We start from the raw sequence: 18012 nt of genomic DNA on the forward strand, positions 1-18012 counted from the left end.
CCTTTGGGGGTCAGATCGTCTATTCGAAGCGGGAAATGCGCAGCTGGCGCGCGCGCGTCAGGATAGCGTTCTCGATCTGGCGCGGCGTGGCGGGGTCGACATCGGCATCCACCCAGGCGCCGCCCTGACGGGCCTGCTTGAAGATGGAAACCTTCAGCGCGTCGGCGCGCAGCGTGCGGTCGAGAATATAGACCGTCGCCTTGAAGCGTTCCTGCGGCTGGTCGGGGTTGGAGTACCACTCCGTGATGATGACGCCGCCGAACGGATCGACTTCGCTGAGCGGCATGAAGTCCAGCGTGTCCAGGCTGGCGCGCCACAGATAGGCGTTGACGCCGATGGAGGCTTCGTCGTTACCGCCGCCGAACAGACCGCCCCGCGTATTGGAGGCCGCGGCTTCGCTTTCATCGTCGCCGTTGAACGGGTTGAGCGCGCACCCGGAGACCAGCATGGCTCCGGCGGCGGCGAGTAGAATGTGGCGGGCAGTCTTGTTCATGGAGGTATGATCTCCCGATCACGGTTGAAATCGCATGGCAGAGAGGCTGTATAGCATCTCAACAATCATACGCCAGCGGGGCCGCATGGCTTTTGTGCATAGCGCGCCTGAGGCGCGAGTCGCGGCATTTTCGCCACAGCTGACGCGCGAATCTGAAATGTCATTGAAATGACTCTGTAAATCCAGATGCGTTTGACTATATGATGAGCGTTCGAAGGGAGTTTATTGTCTAACCGTCATGACCATGTCGCGCTTCATATCCTCTGCTGCGCTGGCCGCCGCCCTTTTCGGGGCCGCGGGCGTTGCGCATGCGCAGGAAAATGAGGAATCGGCGGTGGTTGCGGCGGCTGAAGACACGGCGGCGTCTCCGGACTCCGGCCTTCCCTGGTATCAGAACTTTACTCAGGATTCCGACGCCTACGACGTGACGGGCCGCGCGCTGCGGGGCTCCGGGTCGGAAGTGATCTGGTCTACGGGCTCGCGCTGGGATTTCCGCTTCGGACTGGACTCCCGTGAAGCCATTGATGCGGAACAGCGGCTGGACGGCGTGCGCGCCGGGGCGTTCTTCAGCATCACCCCGCGCATGCGGGTTGGCGGCGAGCTGGGCTATGTCTCCCGCGACGAAAACCCGATCCTGAACCAGCGCGAGGAAGACGCGCCGCAGGTCAAGGTCGAAACGGCCCTGCGCTTCTAGGCTTCGTTCAGGGCGTCCACCGCCCCGATCCCCGACAATCCGGAATTTTCCAGCCGCTTGGCGTTGTGCGGATTCAATCCCCCGAGCGCGTAGAGCGGCATTGAGGATTCCCGGGCAAGCAAGCGCACGCGAAAAATCCCCAGCGGTCTGCGCGCGCTGGCGCTGCCAGTCTCGAACACCGGCGAAATGAAGGCGAAATCCATGCCCGCCGCTGCGGCGCGCCTTAGCGCTAGGGGCGTATGGGCGGCGGCGCTATTGACCGCAAACCGGTTCGTTACAACCCGCCGTGCGCGCGGCAAGGCCCATTCCGGCCAGTGAACCCCCGCCGCCCCGACCGTGTTCGCCAGCTCCGGATCGGCTGCAATCAACAAGGTCAATCCATGATCCCGCGCGGCCTCGGCCAGCGCCGCGGCCTCCTCCACCCGCTCCGCCCGGCCGAAGTGACGATAAATGACCCCGCTGCCCGGTGGCAGGGCGCGGGCCGCCGCCGCCGGGTCGGGCGTGCGCTGCGGATCGGTAAACAGGAACAGCGCCGGCGCATTTCCTGCGCCGTTCATCCGGGCGGTCAGGCTTGCCAGCGCATCCGCCGGACCATATCTCGCCTGCATGACCGATCCTTCAATCGCTGAAAATTTCGACGCCGTGCGCGCCCGTATGGATGAGGCCGCAAAAAGCGCCGACCGCGCGGGAAACGATATCAGTCTTGTCGCCGTCTCCAAGAAGCAACCGGAGCCGCGCATCGCGGCCGCGCTGGAATACGGCCATCGCCTGTTCGGCGAGAACCGCGTTCAGGAGGCGCAGGAACGCTGGGCTGACCACCGGGCGGACTACCCGGATCTGGAACTGCGGCTTGTCGGGCCGCTGCAATCCAACAAGACGGGGGACGCCGTGGCCCTGTTCGATGTGATCGAGACGCTGGACCGGGAGAAGCTGGCGAAAGCGATTGTGAAGGAAGCCGACAAGCAGGGCCTGATGCCGCGCCTGTACGTGCAGATCAATACCGGCGAGGAAGACCAGAAAGCCGGGATATCGCCCGCAGACGCCGATGCTTTCCTGGAGACGGTTCGCGAGACGCACGGCTTGCCGGTCGAGGGACTGATGTGCATTCCGCCGGTAAGCGAGGCGCCGGCCATGCATTTTGCGCTTCTGGCGAAGATCGCCAGACGGAACGGTCTGGATAGACTCTCCATGGGCATGAGCGGGGATTTCGAGACCGCGATCCGCTATGGCGCGACCAGCGTGCGCGTCGGCTCCGCCCTGTTCGGGGAGCGGCCCTAGTTTTTGAGGATTTCCAGCGTCGTGGCCGCATCGGCCCGGCGAAGAACCTCAAGCATGTCATCACGGGCAATGGCGACGCAGCCCAGCGTCGGCTTGTAGTACTCTTTTTCCAGATGAAAGAAAATGGCGCTGCCCTGCTCTGGTTGCGGCGGGGCGTCGTTATGCGCCAGCACCACGATAATGTCGTAGAGCGGATCTTCTCTTGTCAAAGTCTCCGCGCTGGCCGGATAGGGCAGGCGGACCGGACGATTATAGGCCGGGTCGGAGGCCGCGTCGCACCAGCCGTCATCGGCCCGGGTCGCGCGGCAGGGCAGCGCCGTTTGCGGCCGTTCCAACCGGTCGGCGCGATACAGGACCCGGCGCAGTCGCCAGACGCCCAGCGGCGTCGCGCCGTCGCCTTCACATTTGTCTTCGGCCGCGATAACGCCGCCCTTGCCCAGCGCGCAGCGGGTTTCGCGTTCGCCGATCACAAAACGGTTATCGCTGAAGGCCTGAAGTCTCACGCCGTGTTGACCCCGCTGATTTTCGAAACAGGTTACAAGCAATTGCCGGAACGCGTCTCCGGCGGCATGATCGCGAATCAATGACAGCCAAAAAAACCATCCTGATCGTCGAAGACGACGAGGATATGCGCGAGGCGCTGGCCGAGCAATTCCAGCTGCACGAGGAATTCGACACGCTGGAAGGCGCGGATGGCAGCGAAGGTCTGGCCATTGCGCGGGACACGCGCCCTGACCTGGTCATTCTGGACGTGAACCTACCGGACATGGACGGGCGGGAGGTCTGCCGTCTGATGCGTAAGGCGGAAGTCAGCGCGCCGATCCTGATGCTGACTGGCGAGACCTCTGACGCGGACCAGATTCTGGGGCTTGAGTCCGGCGCCAATGATTATATCGCCAAACCGTTCAAGTTCGGGGTCCTGCTGGCCCGGGTGCGGGCGCATCTGCGCAGCCATGAACAGAGTGAAGACGCGGTCTTCAGGGTGGGGCCATACGAATTCCGTCCCGCCGTAAAGATGCTGGTGACCGAGGCGGACAAGCGCATCCGCCTGACGGAAAAAGAAACCTCGATCCTGAAATATCTCTACCGCTCCGGCGCCAAGGCGGTGCCGCGGGAAGAGCTGTTACACGAGGTCTGGGGCTATAATGCCGGGGTCACCACGCACACGCTGGAGACCCACATCTACCGCCTGCGCCAGAAGATAGAACCCGATCCCGGCAATGCGCGGCTTCTACTGACTGAAAGCGGCGGCTACCGGCTTTCGCCCTAGAGCTTCATCGTCAGCTGGACCGGCGCGTGGTCCGACGGCTTTTCCCAGTCCCGGGCGTGGCGGTGGATGACCAGGGCGTCGCGGCCATGCGCCGTGGCGGCGTCTTTCAGCGCGGGCGTGACCCAGAGATGGTCGAGGCGGCGGCCGCGGTTTGATTTCTTCCAGTCCCGATTCCGGTAGCTCCACCAGGAATAGAGCTTTTCGTCTTCGGGATAGACCGCCCGCGCGACGTCAATGAAATCGAACGAATCCTGAAGCTTCGCCATGCCTTCGGTCTCGACCGGGGTATGGGAGACGACTTTCAGGAGCTGTTTGTGCGACCAGACGTCGTTTTCGTGCGGGGCGATGTTCAGGTCGCCGCCGATCACAATGGGCGTATCCGGGTTTTCCGCCTTCCGTTTGGCGAAATAGGCGGTCATGCGCTCAAGGAAATCCAGCTTGTGCGCGAAACGCGGATTGATCTCGGGATCCGGCTCGTCACCGCCCGCGGGGACATAGAAATTGTGAAACTCGATGCCGTTGATGCGCGCGCCGGCGTGGCGCGCCTCGTCATTGCGGCAGAACGGGTCGCAATCCAGTTCCTCGATCGGGTGTTTCGAAGCGATGGCGACGCCGTGCCACCCCTTTTGGCCACGCACCATCAAGTGAGGAAAGCCGGCGTCTTTCAGCGCCTTTTCGGGAAACTCGCCGTTTCGGCACTTGATCTCCTGCAGCATCAGGACGTCCGCCGGGGATTCGGCGGCATATTTCTGCACGCTCGGCGCGCGCAGGCGGACAGAATTGATGTTCCAGGAAGCGACTTTGAAATCGGGCACGATGAGTTTTCCGCTGGCTGAAATGGAAACGGGCGGGGCGGGTGGGTTCGCCCGTCCTAGCATGGATAGGCCCGAAAAAAAGCGCCCCGGTCTCCAGGGGGAGAGCCGGGGCGCGACACCAGTGCTGTCCATCTTCCCGCAGGAGGGGAATCCGGCGCGGGGGCATGAAGCGATCAAGGCCGAGTTACGGGGGGGGGACGATCCGGCCTTGTTTGCCTCCACATGGTTCAGCCGTTGCATTAGAACAACAGCGCAATAGAAAATCAAATGAAAATTCTGAAATGTCTGTTGCCTGTATCATCCGGGCCACATGAGATGAACGAAGCACCCGCCCCCGTTCCGCGGAATATGATTCAAGGCATTTTCATTTCAGTGACTTAGCGCCGTCCGCGCCGGTCGTCCGCCTCATCCCCGTCCAGTGTAAACAGGCGCGGGTCGAGACTGGAGGCGCGCCGGACATCGGTCAGGGCGAAGCGGGTCTCCTGTCCCAGCGCGTCGGTGGCGATCCATTCGCGCAATTCCAGGGAGGGGCTGCTGAAATACAAGGTCAGCACGCCCTCGAATTCGCCTTCGGGATCGCTGAGGGTCACAAAGGTGGAATCCCCGGACGTCCCGGCGGCTTCGACCTGCGCGTCCTCGGTCAGGTTCACATCGGATTTCAGCAGGTAATAAAGCGGCGTGGACTTCAGCGAGACGCGGTCCGTGGTCTCCAGCTCCTCATCCCGCTGCGCCACGGTCATGCCGTCGGCGACGATCAGAAGCGGATAATTATCATAATCGAAACGCGCCTTGCCCGGTCGGTCCAGATAGATTTCGCCCTCATAGGCGGATCCGTCCGGATTGATCTGCACGAAGCGGCCTTGAACCGCATTCAGATTATCCAGATAGGCGTTCACACGCTCGACAACTTCCGAATCCACCTCGCCCGAGGGTTCGGGCAGAGCGTCCGCCGCAGTTTGTTGCGGCGCGGCTTCGGGCGTCTCGGCGGCGGCGTCCAGACCGGCCGCGGCGGGCGCGGCGCTCAGGATCGTGGCGGCCAGAAGGGCTTTGATAAGCATGGCGATACCTCGCAGTGATTTCACCGGGGAATATACGAATCGGGAATGACCGATTCGTGGCCGCCGCGTTCAGATGCGGTTCACGCGTCCGAGGCCGCCTCGACCACAGCGCGCCAGTCATCAATGGTCGTCAACTTGTCGCCGCCCACCGGCTCGCCATTGACCAGGAAGCTCGGCACGCCGGTAAAGCCATAGGCGTCGGCCGCCGCGCCGCCGCCATTATAAAGGCTTTCGGCCAGCGCCTGGTCGGTCATGCAGGTTTCGGTTTCTTCTGCGGTCAGGCCCGCCTCGGCGGCCGTTTCCTCAAGGAAGGGCTTGGGGTCGCCGGCCTTGGCCTGTTCGATCCATTCATGCTGCTGGTTGAAGATGCGGTCGGCCGCGGCGCGGGAATCCGGCGCGCATTCGATCACCATCATCCCGGCGACGGACATGCCGACGGGCTGGCTGGGCAGGCCGCGGATGATCAGCTGCATCTTGCCCGGCCCGATCAGGTCCTTCTCGATCAGCGGCAGGGCGTCGCGATAGAAATCGGCGCAATGCGGGCAGGTTGGCGACATATAGGCGTGCACGATGACCGGGGCGTCCGCCTCCCCCAGGGTAACCAGATCGGTCTGACCCGGCGGCGGGGCGGTTTCAGCGCCTGCCTGGGCGAGCGTAAGGGCGGCGAGAAGCGAAAGCAGCATCGTCATGGAGCATCCTTGATCGGCGCAAATTTAAAGGTGTTCTAGCCTATTCTTCGGGCGGTCCGTAAGCGCTGACCGCATTCATGCGATAGCGCGCCAGAAGAATTGTTCCGGTGGCGGCGTGATAGCCCAGATCATTGGCGCCGATGCCCGCCTCGCGGCTGTCAGCGAAGGTGACCACCGTTCCATCATCGGAAAGATGGTGCAGCGCGCCGCTGATATCGCTCAGGAAATATCCGCCCTCACGGGCTTTCTCGATTCCGTCCAGCGCGCCCAGCCCGTCTGCGAGCACGCTTGCGGCCCCGGTTTCGTAATCCACGGATAGCACCGCGCCCGCGCGTATGGTCAGAACCAGAAGCCGGTCCGTCTCGGCCAGCAAGCCGTTGGCCCGGGTAAAGATGTCTCCGCTTGCCCAGAATTCAGCCTCGCCGCCCTGGATGCGATAGACGCCGCCACGCAACATGTCGGAGACATAGACTGTCCCGTCTTCGGCAACGGCGACGTCATTGAGAAACTCGGCGCCGGGCGCGGTCACGCGGGCGATGATTTCGCCGCTCTCCAGGTCGATGGAAACAACTTCGTCGATATCGGCGACATAAAGGACGCCGTTATGCGCGCGCATGCCTTTGGGCGCGTTCAGGCCTTCGACCCAGAGAAGCGTTTCGATCTCTCCATCCAGCGTGAGAAGCGAGAGGAAGCCGTCGCCGTCCTTCTCCAGCGCCTCGCCGGAGATGCTCGAAACCACGGCCCGGTCCCACCCCTCCGGCACATAAACGCTTTCAGGATTGGAAAACCCGACCGTATTCCATTTGTGAACCGGGGTTTCATCCTGCGCCGCCGCCGGACTGGCGGCCAGCGAGATGACAAGCGTGGACAGGATTGCGCGAACAAGCATGGCCGCCTCCATTCCGTTGAAGGCGAAGCTTATGGCGGTGATGTCACGGCGAACAGGCGCCGCGGGGTGAAACTTTGTTAATCGGCGGCGTGATCGCCGACAAAGATTTCGCGGCGGCCGGCGTGATCGGCCGGTCCGATGACGCCCTGCTCCTCCATCTGTTCGATCAGGGTCGCCGCGCGATTATAGCCGATGGAAAGACGGCGCTGGATATAGGAGGTCGAGGCCTTGCCGTCGCGCGCCACCACCGCCACGGCCTTGTCGTAAAGCTCGTCGCCCGTGTCCTCGTCCAGACCGAACATGCCGCCGCCGGCGCCGTCCTCCGATTCCTCGGTGACTTCCTCCAGATAGTCGGGCGCGGCCTGTGATTTCAGGTGCTTGGCGATGCGCTCCACCTCGCGGTCGGAAACGAACGGTCCGTGCAGGCGGCGCAGGCGCCCGCCGCCCGGCATGAACAGCAAATCGCCCTGCCCCAGAAGCTGCTCCGCCCCCTGTTCTCCCAGAATGACCCGGGAATCGATCTTGGAGCTGACGGAGAAGGAAATCCGCGAGGGGAAGTTTGCCTTGATGACGCCGGTGATGACATCGGTGGAGGGCCGCTGTGTGGCGGTGATCATGTGGATGCCCGCAGCCCGCGCCATTTGCGCCAGGCGCTGTACGGCCCCTTCGATATCCTTGCCCGCGACCAGCATCAGGTCCGCCATTTCGTCGATAACCACGACGATGAAAGGCATGGGTTCGGGCTCTATGGCCTCGGTTTCGTATATCGGCTGGCCGGTTTCGCGGTCATAGCCGGTCTGAACCGTACGCTCCAGCGTCTCGCCGCTCTCCATCGCCTCGGCCACGCGGGCATTGAATCCGTCAATGCTGCGCACGCCCAGCTTGGCCATCTTGCGGTAGCGGTTTTCCATTTCCCGCACCGTCCATTTCAGCGCGGTCACGGCCTTCTTCGGGTCGGTCACGACCGGCGAGAGGAGGTGCGGGATGCCGTCATAGACAGACAGCTCCAGCATCTTGGGGTCGATCATGATGAAACGGCACTGTTCCGGGGACAGGCGGTACAGCAGGGACAGGATCATGGAGTTGATCCCGACCGACTTGCCCGACCCGGTCGTGCCCGCGATCAGCAGATGCGGCATGCGCGCCAGATCGGCGACAAACGGCTCGCCTTCGATGGTCTCGCCCAGCGCCAGCGGAAGGTCGCACTTGGTTTTCTCATATTCGCTGGACGCCATCAGCGCGCGCAGGAAGACCGTTTCGCGCTTGCGGTTGGGCAGCTCGATGCCGATGGCGTTGCGTCCGGGAATAACGGCGATCCGCGCGGAAGTGGCGCTCATGGAGCGGGCCACGTCGTCGGCCAGATTGATAACGCGGGAGGATTTCACGCCCGGCGCGGGCTCGAACTCATAAAGCGTCACGACCGGGCCAGGGCGCACCTCGCCCACCTGGCCGTCCACGCCGAAATCGGACAGCACGTTCTCCAGCAGCTCGGCGTTCTGGCTCAGGGATCGCTCGTCGACCGAATGGCTGCGCGCGGCGGGCCGGGTCAGATAATCCAGGCGGGGCAGTTCGAAATCGCCGCCCTCCACAAGCGGAAGCACAGGTTGTGCCTCGCGTTCCTCGCGTTTCGAGGGGGCGGGCTTCTTGATCTTCGTCTTGACCGTGGTCTTGCGCGCGGGCTTTTCGGGAGCCGGCTTGGCCGCCGCGCCGCCGGGGCGGCGCACGGCGCGCCCCTTCTCGGGCGCTTCGCCCTCATCGTCTTCAGCGGCGAACTGGCTGGAAATCGCTTCCGCTGCCCCGCGGGCGCGATCGCCCGCGCGGCTGGCTTCGCGCATGGCGTGGCGCAAATCGGCGGCCGTGACGCCAAAGCAAAGGAACAGGGCGATGGTGGCCAGCATCAGGCCGAACAAGATCACGACGCCGCTGGACAAGGTTTCGCCCAGCGGCGAGACCAGCGAGGCAAAACCGAAATAGAAGGCGTCCCCGATCACCCCGCCCAGCCCGGCGGCGAACGGCCAGTTGGCGGGAATCGGCAGGGCCGAGACAGCGGCGGCGAAGAAAACGGCAAACAGGATGCCCGCGACAATGCGCATCAGCACTGTCCAGCGATTGGCCTTTTGCCCCGCGCCGGCAAAGATCAATGCCCCCCAGCCGGCGGTCATCGCGGCCAGCGCCGGCCCGGCCCAGCCCAGCCACTGCAGCTGGATGTCGGCCGCAACCGCGCCCGGCCAGCCCAGCGGATTGTGGATCGGCGCGCTGGAGGCGATATTCCAGCTGGGATCGGCGGGCGCATGGAACAGCGCCGCGATCACGCAGAACGCGCCCGGCCCGAACATCAGAAGGCCGGTAATTTCACGCAGACGCGCCCGCAGGAAGCCGGCGGGCGTTTCGTGGCGCGATTGCGATGCGTCGATAGCGGCCATCAGGGGCTTTACGGTTGATAACGGGTTAGCGCGATAATCGCCTGAATCCATATCGGAAGGGTTAATCGCCGCTTAAAGCGTGCATTCGCCGCATGCGCAGACGCGGCGCGCCGGTTAAGGTGCCTCCATGACGAAACAGCTTGAATGCGACGCCGCCATTGTGGGCGGCGGCATGGCGGGTCTGGCGACGGCGCTGTCGCTGGAGGCGGCGGGCCTTTCCGTGGCGATTGTCGACGCGCTCCCCGTGGAGGTGCGCGGGGACGAGGCGTTCGACGGCCGCGCATCCGCCATCGCCTATACCTCCTGGCGGATGTTCACCGTGCTGGGCGTGGCGGACCGTCTGGAGGGCGAGGCCCAGCGGATCGAGCAGATCCTTGTCACCGATGGCCGCGCGCCGGACGGGCTGCGGCCCGGCGGACCGTCTCCGCTTTTCCTGCGCTTTGACCATGCCGAGATCAATGGCGAGGGCGGAGAGCCGCTGGGCTATATGGTGGAGAACCGCCATTTGCGCCGGGCGATGACCGAAACGCTGCAGGCGCGCGGCAATATTACCGCCCGCGCCCCGGCGAGGGTTGTGGATGTGGCGCGAGACGCCAATGGGGCGGTGATCACGCTGGACGATGGCGGAACCATCAGCGCGCCGCTGATCGTTGCCGCGGACGGCCGCAATTCCTTCATGCGCAAGCGCGCCGGCATCCGTGCGCATGGCTGGAATTATAACCAGTCCGCCGTGGTGGCGACCGCGGAGATCGAGCGCGGCCATGACGGCGTGGCGCACGAATATTTCCTGCCCGCCGGTCCGTTTGCCATGCTGCCGCTCACGGGCGATCGTTTCAGCCTTGTCTGGACGGAAAAACCCCGGGCCGCCAAAGCCTTGATGGAATTAGGCGAACCTCAATTCACAGAAGAGATGCAGCGCCGCTTTGGCGATTTGGCGGGAAAGGTCAAACCCGCCGGTCCGCGCTGGTCCTATCCGCTGGGCGTACAGGTGGCTGAGGAATATTGCGCGGAGCGCCTGGCCCTGGTGGGCGATTCCGCGCACGCCATCCACCCCATTGCGGGCCAGGGTTTCAATATGGGGCTGCGGGACGCCGCGGCGCTGGCCGATGTGCTGGGCGAGGCCCGCCGGGCCGGACTGGATATTGGCGACCTGACACCCCTGCGTCGCTATGAACGCTGGCGCAAGTTCGACAATGTGATCCTGTCTGTAGCGACGGACGGGTTCAACCGGCTGTTCGGCAACGATATCGGGCCGGTTCGCAAGATTCGCGATATGGGGATGGCTCTGACGGGAAAAATCGGCCCGGCGCGGCGCTTCTTCGCGCGGCACGCTGGCGGCGATACGGGCGAACGCCCGCGCCTGATGCAGGGGCTGACGCCCTAGCCGGTCTCGGCGTCGGTGAGTTCGCGCGCCTCTTCGGGCAGCATGACCGGCACGCCGTCGCGGATCGGATAGGCGAGCCGGGCTTTTCGGGAAACCAGCTCCTGCGCCTCGCGGTCATAGACCAGCGGGCCGCGCGTCACTGGGCAGACAAGAATTTCCAGCAGACGGGGGTCCACCTCGTGCTTGGTCTTTTCGCTCGTCTGGCTCATGGCGGCCCTTGTCCCTCAATGTCCGGTCGATGCGCACATTACTGTACGCCGCCCGGTCCGTCATCGCTTTCGGCTGCAGCCATTTGCATCAAAGCCACCAGCACTGACAACCGGTTGGAGAGCGAGCGCGCTTCCAGCAGGGCCTGCTTTTCCGCCGTCTCGAAGGGCAACACCATGGAAAGCTGGTTCACCATCGGCTCGATCGGCGCATTCTTGATGGAATCCCAGTCGGCGGCGAGGTCGCGGGCGGAGAAAAAGCTCTTCAGCACGCCTTCGAAGGATTCCCGGTCGAAATTCCCGTCCAGCTGTTCGGGGTGGAGGTCGCCCTCGAAATCCTCCCAGGAAATTTCCGCTTGCCGGTAGGGCGTGTCGCAGGACACCTCGCCCGACAGCTCGAACCGGGCGATGCCGCGCAGGGTTATCAGATAGCGGCCGTCTCCGGTCTCGGCGAAGCTGACAATGCGTCCGGCGCATCCAATACCGGCGAGCGCCGGCACCGCGCTTTCGCTGCCCACGGGCTGCACCATGCCGATCATGCGGTCAGGCGAGGCCAGCGCGTCATCGACCATGTTCAGATAGCGGGGCTCGAAAATATTCAGCGGAAGCTGCGCGCGGGGCAGCACGATGGCGCCGTCGAGAGGAAAAACCGGAAGCCGGTCGGGCAGGTCGCCAATCCCGCGATAGCCGAAATCCGCCGTCATCCGCTGTTCCTCACACCACTTCTCCGTTCGCTTCTCAGGCGAAAAGTATAGAGCTTAGACGCCGCCGCCCCTGTTTTGTCACCTCGGAGGCCGGTCCGGCGGCCTCGAAAATCGTCAGCAGGCGCTGGCGCGCGGCGCCTTCATTCCAGTCCTTGTCGTCGCCGATAATGGTCAGCAGCTCGTCCGCCGCGCCCTGCAGCTTGCCCGATGCGGCCAGCGCTTCGGCGTAATCATAACGTTTCTGGTGATCGCCGGGATTGGCCTGAACCGCGTCGGCCAGCGCCTGAAGATCAGCGTCCGGCGTTTCATCCAGCAGTTCAAGCGCCGCGCGAACGCCCTGCACGGCCGCGTCGTTCTGTTTATCGGGCGGAATCGCCTGCAGGATTTCCTCGGCCTTGGCGCGGTCGCCATTGTCCAGATAACAGCGGGCGAGCCCGGCCATGGCGCCGGCATGCTCCGGATCGGCCTGGATGGCGGCGGCAAAATCCTGCGCCGCCCCGGCGGTGTCGCCCGCGGCCAGCTGTTCATTGCCGCGCGCGACCAGCGCGTCGACATTCTGCGCCTGCTTGCCCTGACCGCCCAGCCGCTCGATGAATTCGGCGATCTGGCTTTCGGGAAGCGCGCCCTGAAACCCGTCCACGGGCTGACCGTCTGAAAAGGCGTAGATGGTCGGAATGGACTGAACGCGAAGCTGCTGCGCCACGCCCGGATTCTCGTCCACATTGATCTTGACCAGCTTCACCTTGCCGCCCGCCGCGGCCACAGCCTTTTCCAGCGCCGGAGTGAGCTGCTTGCACGGGCCGCACCAGGGCGCCCAGAAATCGACGATGACCGGGGTCTCTTTCGACGCCTCCACCACATCGGCCATGAAGGCCTGGTCGGAGGAATCCTTGATCAGGCCGTCTTGAGCGCCGGTTTCGCTGGGCGCGGGGTCGCCGGGACCGATGATCTGCATGGCTTTTGATCGCCTCTTGGTTCGTTTGAAACTCGATCTAGGCCCCTAGGTGGCGCGGGAAAGGACGCCATGCAAGCGCGCCGGGTTTGCAAATCTCATAGCGCGGAAAAATCCAGCCGCTCCGCCACATGTCCCGTCGCACGCACGAAATCCTCCAGCCGGTCTGAGGGGACCGCCGTTGTCGCGTCATTGGAAAGGGGGTGGAAATTCACGATGTCATGATCGAACAGGCCCTCGTCCAGAATGACCCGGACGCGCGTTTCGGCGTCATTGATCAGCGCAAACAGCGTTACGGATCCGGGCGTCACCCCCAGCGTTTCCTCCATCAGGTCAGGCCTTCCGAACGAAAGGCGCTTGGTTCCGATCTCCCGGTGGAGGTGTTTCAGCGGAATTTGCGTCTCCCCAAGCGCGGAAATCAGAACCAGCTGACCGTCCTTGTCCTTCAGGAACAGATTCTTGGTATGGCCGCCCGGCAGCGCCGCCTTGATGTCCGCGCCTTCCTCCACGGTAAAAACGGGAGGATGCTCATGCGTCGTCCAGGGGATGGAGAGCTGGTCGAACAGCGTATAGAGCGCGGCTTGCCGGTCGGAGAGCGTCATTGAGGCGTTACAGCGGCTTGGTTAGACAGAGACAACTTGAAACCGAACCTAGCCGGGAGCGCGGACGAATTGAAACTCGAATGCTATCAGGTCAGTCAGTACACGACGGAAATGGTTCCCGGCCGCGGCCGGCGCGGCTGGATGGATGAAACCCGCGACCGCTTCGCCTATCGCTGTCTGCCGCTTTCCATGGCCAACTCCACCGGATGGGAGCTGCGCTGCCCGGCGGAGGTGAAAATCGTGTGGGACGGAAAGCAGGGCGAAAAAGCCATCAAGGTTTACGGCTATGACCCGCACGTGCCGGTGAACATGTTCGCCCAGTCGCATTTCGGCGAAGGCGTGGTCACTTTCATCCCCGGTTATCTGTTCCGCACGCCGCCGGGCGTGGCGCTGTGGGTCACCGGGCCGCCGAACCAGCCCAAGGACGGCATCTATCCGCTGACCGGACTGGTGGAGACGGACTGGCTGCCCTTCCCGTTCACCATGAACTGGAAAATGACCCGCCCGGGAGAAATTGTGTTCGAAAAGGACGAACCCTTCGCCTTCCTGACCCTGATGGAGCACAACAAGCTGGAAGACGTGACCCCGGAGATGAAGTCGATCCACGACAATCCGGAGCTGCGCGACGAATTCAACGCCTGGACCCGATCCCGCCACGAATTCAATCAATCGCTCAAGGGCGACGAAAGCCTGCAGCAGGCCTGGCAGAATTTCTACATAAAGGGACAATCGCCCTCGAAGGCGCAGGCCGACGAGAAATCACACCGCACAAAGCGCCGTTTGCAAACGCCCAAACCCCGGAAATAGCGGGCGGCGGTCCGGCCGCCGCGCGCCGGCGCGACCCTGTATGCAGAAACCCTCTTGAAACAGGGCGGCAAACGCGCTTTATGCCGGTCCTTCTTGACGACCCGTCCGGGCCCCGTGTCCGGACAGCGCTTTAAGCGGGCGTAGCTCAGGGGTAGAGCACAACCTTGCCAAGGTTGGGGTCGTGAGTTCGAATCTCATCGCCCGCTCCATTTTTCCTTTATATATCCAGACATCGTATCCAGACGCCGGTCGCCGCCGGCGTTTTTTGTTGTCTATTCGCCAGGCCGTCGCGGGAAGCCCATCCAGTGACTGCGGTCAACGTGACTTGCATTGACATACCCACCATCCCTTCATACCGTTTTGCTCCGATAGGGAATGCGCAAGGCGGCGGAAGATCGCGGGCGCGATGGAGACATGTCATGCACGATATCGACCCCGCGGCCACGGCGCTTCTGGATGCCTGGAAGGCGATGGACGAGGACGGCTATCTCGCCGCTTTCGCCGACACATTCCGTACGATCGACCCATACGGAGAAACCACTACGCCCGACGGCGTAAAGGAGCATATCCAGATCATCCGCCAGAACTGGAAGGATCTGGATTATGTTGTCGACGACGCCTTTTCGGCGGACGACCGCGCCGTCATTGCCTACACGATCTCAATGACCGGCACGGCCGGCGGCTGGGAGGGCAAGCGCGTCTCGCTCCCGTGCATGGCGATGGTGCGGACCGAAGGCGGCAAGATCGCCGAGTGGCGAGAACAGTTCGACACCGGCGTTCTGGTCCGGGCCCGCAAGAAGGCCGCCTGAGATGGGCGAAACTTCAATCGATAGAGACAGGCTCGCCAGCTATCTGACCGACGCCGCCCCGGACTGGTCGCGGATCGAGAAAATCGAACAGATGAAGGGCGGACAGTCCAACCCGACCTTTCGCGTCGACACCGGTTCAGGCCCGGTCATACTCCGGATGCGGCCCGAAGGCGCGCCGCGCTGGGCGCATGACGTGGCGCGCGAATATCGCGTGCTGGCCGCGCTGGGCCCTACCGACACGCCGGTTCCGGCGGTCTATCACTATTGTGAAGACGCCGCCGTTCTGGGCGGCGAATTCTATCTGATGGAATTCATCGAGGGGCGGATCGAGGATGATAACCGCCTGCCCGGATTCTCGGCGGAGGAGCGCGCCGCGATCTATCGCAGCTATGTTCAGGCTTACGCCCGGCTCCACGCGGTGGACTGGCGGGCCGCGGGGCTGGAGGGTTTTGGCACGACGGATTCCTATGTCGCGCGCCAGCTGAAACTGCACCGCAAGCTGTTCTCCGAATATTGCCCGGAAGGTATTGCGGATCTCGACTGGCTGCAGGAGGCCCTGCTTGAGCGCGTTCCCGAACAGACGCGCACGGGTCTGGTTCATGGCGATGTGCGCATGGGCAATGTCGTGCTGCACCCGACGGAGCCAAAAGTGGTGGCGCTTCTGGACTGGGAAATGTCGACCCTGGGCGATGTCTATGCCGATGCCGGCATTCTGACCGTCCCCTATTACATGCCGCCAAACCCGCAAGGCCATTTGCGCGACAATGATCCCGCCATAACCGGCGTGCCGGACATGGAAACGGTGATCGACTGGTATTGCGAGGATATGGGACTGAAGGAATTCCCGAATCTGGAATTCATGATCCTGTTCAATCTCTATCGTTATGCTGCGGTGAATTACGGGGTCGGCTGGCGCGCGCGGAATGGAATGGCCGTATCCGATAACGGTCACCTTTATGGCGAAACCGCTGTTCCCATCGGCCGCCGCGCCCGGGCCATGGCGGAAGCCTGGCTGGCCGACGGCACAATCTAGAAAGGCGCGCAATGATTGTCGTCTCTGAAGACGCTATCCGGCGCAACAAGGAAGCGGGGTGGTGGACGGAAGTCCGCCTCACAGACCTGCTTGACGAGCAGGCCGCGCAGACCCCGGACCGGGAAGCCCTTGTCGATGCGCCCAATCGCGAAAGACTGATGAGCGGCGCGCCACGCCGCCTGACCTGGGCCGAGGTGAGCGATGAGGCATGGCGCTTTGCCGCCCTGCTGAACCGGGTAGGACTGAAGAAGGACGATGTCCTGCTCACCCAGCTGCCCAATATTGTCGAATATGTCGCGATATATCTGGCCGCCTGGCGGCTGGGGATCATTGTCACCCCGCTTCCGGTGCAGCATCGCGAGAAAGAGGCCCGGTTCGCCGCGGAGAAAACAGGCGCCAAGGCCATTCTGACGGCGCGGAATATTCTGGGCCGGGACCATCTGGCCTTGATGCGCGGCGTGAAAGCGGTCAGCCCCTCTGTCGAAACCTTGCTGGCGTTCGACGCCGGGGATGATGACGACACGGTCGATATTGGCGGTGCGCTCGCCCGTATCCGTGACGCCGACATCGTCCAGGCCCGCGAGGCGGCGGAATCGGCCGCCATGACCGCGCATGACGTGGCGACGATATGCTGGACTTCGGGGACCGAAGCGGTGCCGAAAGGCGTGCCGCGCAATCACAATGAATGGCGGCTGATCGCCGAATTCCAGATTTCGGCGGTGGAGCTGCAGCCGGGAACGCGGATGCTGGTCCCCTTCCCGATGGTGAATATGAGCGGCGTGGGCAGCGGTATCGTGCTCTGGTTGCGGCTGGGCGGGGCGATGGTGCTCCATCACCCGTTCGACCTGGACCTGTTCCTGTCCCAGCTGCGTGATGAGGAAATCGATTACACGGTCACCGCGCCCGCGGTTCTCAATCGCCTGCTCAATGAGCGTGAAAAACTGGCCGGCATCGATTTTCGCCGGCTGGCGGGCCTCGGGTCAGGCTCCGCCCCGCTCTCCGAATGGATGGTCCGCACTTGGCGGGACGATTACGGCGTCGACCTCAATAATAACTACGGGTCGAACGAGGGCGCGGGCCTTGTCTCGAGCTGTCTAGATGTCCCCGATCCGGCGGAGCGGGCGGTGTATTTTCCCCGCTTCGGCGATCGGCGGTTCGACTGGAAGCACATATTCGGGCAGGCGCTGGAGTGCCGTCTTGTGGACCCGGACACGGGGGAGGAAGTCACCGGTCCGGGCCGCCCGGGCGAGCTGTTGACCCGCGGTCCGACCGTCTTTTCAGGCTACTGGGAGGCGCCAGAGCTGACCGAGGCCGCCTTTGACAAGGATGGCTGGTTCCGAACCGGAGACCTGTTCGAGATCGATGGACCGGACGATAAATATTTCCGCTTTGTCGGGCGCTGCAAGGATATCGTCGTGCGCGGCGGCATGAATATCTCCTGCGAGGAGGTGGAAGGATATCTGAACGCGCATCCGGCCGTGACCGAGGCCGCAATTATCGGCGCCCCGGATCCGGTCATGGGCGAACGGATTTGCGCCTGCGTCGTGGCGGCGGATAAGCCGCCGGACAAGGACGCATTGAACGCCTATCTGCGGTCGGAGTGGCAGATCGCCGTCTATAAGCAGATCGAACGGCTGGAGTTTTTTGACGCCCTGCCCCGCAACCCCATCGGCAAGGTGTTGAAGCGTGAACTGCGGGACGAAATCAGCCGCCGCGGCGATGCGGCGGCCTGATCGCGCGGCGGGCCGCACCCTCTGACAGCTTCTTTGTTGCGTTGCACAATAACCGGCGCTAGACACCCGGCAACCGCTTGGAGCCGGTGAGACCCCGGCTGGCTATTCCGGCCGCCAATCCGCCGGACAACTCTAAAAGACCCATCCATGCCCGCTGCGTATCGCCGAAACCG

20 protein-coding genes, 1 tRNA gene and 1 other annotated feature are annotated in these 18012 nt (G+C 63.5%); of the genes, 9 read left to right on the plus strand and 12 right to left on the minus strand.

Features of this window, described 5'->3' with window-relative positions:
- Positions 1–19: 19 nt before the first annotated feature.
- Positions 20–493 carry a DUF3576 domain-containing protein gene (locus L338_RS02925; RefSeq protein ID WP_022696863.1) on the minus strand — a complete coding sequence of 158 codons (474 nt, stop codon included), beginning with the start codon at positions 491–493 and terminating at the stop codon, positions 20–22.
- Between the two features lie 238 nt (positions 494–731).
- Here L338_RS02925 and L338_RS02930 point away from each other — a divergent pair, with 238 nt between their 5' ends.
- On the plus strand, positions 732–1187 hold the full coding sequence (locus tag L338_RS02930; protein ID WP_022696864.1) for an NtrZ family periplasmic regulatory protein: 456 nt from the start codon (positions 732–734) through the stop codon (positions 1185–1187).
- Here L338_RS02930 and L338_RS02935 read toward each other — a convergent pair.
- Positions 1184–1795: a thiamine phosphate synthase gene (locus L338_RS02935; protein WP_022696865.1), complete on the minus strand. Its 612-nt coding sequence runs from the start codon at positions 1793–1795 to the stop codon at positions 1184–1186. The two genes, L338_RS02930 and L338_RS02935, sit on opposite strands and share 4 nt — an antisense overlap.
- Between L338_RS02935 and L338_RS02940 the strand changes: the two genes are divergently transcribed.
- Entirely contained in the window at positions 1794–2465 is a 672-nt protein-coding gene (locus L338_RS02940) for a YggS family pyridoxal phosphate-dependent enzyme (RefSeq protein ID WP_022696866.1), read from the plus strand. The two genes, L338_RS02935 and L338_RS02940, sit on opposite strands and share 2 nt — an antisense overlap.
- Here L338_RS02940 and L338_RS02945 read toward each other — a convergent pair.
- A complete protein-coding gene (locus tag L338_RS02945) occupies positions 2462–2968 on the minus strand; it encodes a L,D-transpeptidase family protein (RefSeq protein WP_027068231.1) in 507 nt (168 codons plus the stop codon). The two genes, L338_RS02940 and L338_RS02945, sit on opposite strands and share 4 nt — an antisense overlap.
- A gap of 80 nt (positions 2969–3048) precedes the next feature.
- Here L338_RS02945 and L338_RS02950 point away from each other — a divergent pair, with 80 nt between their 5' ends.
- Positions 3049–3735 (plus strand): response regulator transcription factor, encoded by a 687-nt coding sequence (locus L338_RS02950; protein ID WP_022696868.1) that lies wholly within the window; start codon positions 3049–3051, stop codon positions 3733–3735.
- Here L338_RS02950 and L338_RS02955 read toward each other — a convergent pair.
- From L338_RS02955 to L338_RS02980, 5 genes are all read right to left on the minus strand, one after another.
- The gene (locus L338_RS02955) at positions 3732–4550 is read right to left on the minus strand and encodes an exodeoxyribonuclease III (RefSeq protein WP_022696869.1); all 819 of its coding nucleotides are present in this window, start codon (positions 4548–4550) and stop codon (positions 3732–3734) included. The genes L338_RS02950 and L338_RS02955 overlap by 4 nt on opposite strands.
- A gap of 377 nt (positions 4551–4927) precedes the next feature.
- Positions 4928–5608, minus strand: coding sequence for a LolA family protein (locus L338_RS02965; RefSeq protein WP_022696870.1), 681 nt, complete (start codon positions 5606–5608; stop codon positions 4928–4930).
- A gap of 80 nt (positions 5609–5688) precedes the next feature.
- Positions 5689–6297 (minus strand): thioredoxin domain-containing protein, encoded by a 609-nt coding sequence (locus L338_RS16260; protein ID WP_022696871.1) that lies wholly within the window; start codon positions 6295–6297, stop codon positions 5689–5691.
- 40 nt (positions 6298–6337) lie between these two features.
- Positions 6338–7186, minus strand: coding sequence for an SMP-30/gluconolactonase/LRE family protein (locus tag L338_RS02975; RefSeq protein WP_152485798.1), 849 nt, complete (start codon positions 7184–7186; stop codon positions 6338–6340).
- Positions 7187–7263: 77 nt separating this feature from the next.
- Positions 7264–9609 carry an FtsK/SpoIIIE family DNA translocase gene (locus tag L338_RS02980; protein ID WP_022696873.1) on the minus strand — a complete coding sequence of 782 codons (2346 nt, stop codon included), beginning with the start codon at positions 9607–9609 and terminating at the stop codon, positions 7264–7266.
- A gap of 127 nt (positions 9610–9736) precedes the next feature.
- Between L338_RS02980 and L338_RS02985 the strand changes: the two genes are divergently transcribed.
- Entirely contained in the window at positions 9737–10993 is a 1257-nt protein-coding gene (locus L338_RS02985; RefSeq protein WP_022696874.1) for a UbiH/UbiF/VisC/COQ6 family ubiquinone biosynthesis hydroxylase, read from the plus strand.
- Here L338_RS02985 and L338_RS02990 read toward each other — a convergent pair.
- From L338_RS02990 to L338_RS03005, 4 genes are all read right to left on the minus strand, one after another.
- A complete protein-coding gene (locus L338_RS02990; protein WP_022696875.1) occupies positions 10990–11202 on the minus strand; it encodes a Trm112 family protein in 213 nt (70 codons plus the stop codon). The two genes, L338_RS02985 and L338_RS02990, sit on opposite strands and share 4 nt — an antisense overlap.
- Before the next feature lie 38 nt (positions 11203–11240).
- On the minus strand, positions 11241–11903 hold the full coding sequence (locus tag L338_RS02995) for an LON peptidase substrate-binding domain-containing protein (RefSeq protein WP_022696876.1): 663 nt from the start codon (positions 11901–11903) through the stop codon (positions 11241–11243).
- A 34-nt stretch (positions 11904–11937) separates the two neighbouring features.
- Complete coding sequence (gene trxA / locus L338_RS03000) at positions 11938–12858, minus strand: thioredoxin (protein ID WP_022696877.1); 921 nt, start codon at positions 12856–12858, stop codon at positions 11938–11940.
- A gap of 95 nt (positions 12859–12953) precedes the next feature.
- Positions 12954–13457 carry a prolyl-tRNA synthetase associated domain-containing protein gene (locus L338_RS03005; protein ID WP_022696878.1) on the minus strand — a complete coding sequence of 168 codons (504 nt, stop codon included), beginning with the start codon at positions 13455–13457 and terminating at the stop codon, positions 12954–12956.
- 36 nt (positions 13458–13493) lie between these two features.
- On the opposite strand from L338_RS03005, the gene L338_RS03010 reads away from it, so the two are divergent.
- The 5 genes from L338_RS03010 to L338_RS03030 all read left to right on the plus strand — a co-directional run bounded on the left by L338_RS03010 (position 13494) and on the right by L338_RS03030 (position 17839).
- Positions 13494–14264: a DUF6065 family protein gene (locus L338_RS03010; RefSeq protein ID WP_206740779.1), complete on the plus strand. Its 771-nt coding sequence runs from the start codon at positions 13494–13496 to the stop codon at positions 14262–14264.
- A gap of 134 nt (positions 14265–14398) precedes the next feature.
- Positions 14399–14473 (plus strand) — tRNA-Gly (locus L338_RS03015).
- Positions 14474–14683: 210 nt separating this feature from the next.
- Positions 14684–15073, plus strand: a complete 390-nt coding sequence (locus L338_RS03020) for a nuclear transport factor 2 family protein (protein ID WP_022696880.1) — start codon at positions 14684–14686, stop codon at positions 15071–15073.
- A gap of 1 nt (position 15074) precedes the next feature.
- The gene (locus L338_RS03025; RefSeq protein ID WP_022696881.1) at positions 15075–16106 is read left to right on the plus strand and encodes a phosphotransferase family protein; all 1032 of its coding nucleotides are present in this window, start codon (positions 15075–15077) and stop codon (positions 16104–16106) included.
- Between the two features lie 11 nt (positions 16107–16117).
- The gene (locus tag L338_RS03030) at positions 16118–17839 is read left to right on the plus strand and encodes a class I adenylate-forming enzyme family protein (RefSeq protein ID WP_022696882.1); all 1722 of its coding nucleotides are present in this window, start codon (positions 16118–16120) and stop codon (positions 17837–17839) included.
- A 76-nt stretch (positions 17840–17915) separates the two neighbouring features.
- Positions 17916–17971 (plus strand) — a sequence feature (sul1 is cis-regulatory element that is thought to sense ions involved in sulfur or methionine metabolism; They are found in Alphaproteobacteria).
- Positions 17972–18012: the final 41 nt, after the last annotated feature.

The sequence above is a fragment of the Euryhalocaulis caribicus genome, assembly GCF_000412185.1.
Lineage (GTDB): Bacteria > Pseudomonadota > Alphaproteobacteria > Caulobacterales > Maricaulaceae > Euryhalocaulis > Euryhalocaulis caribicus.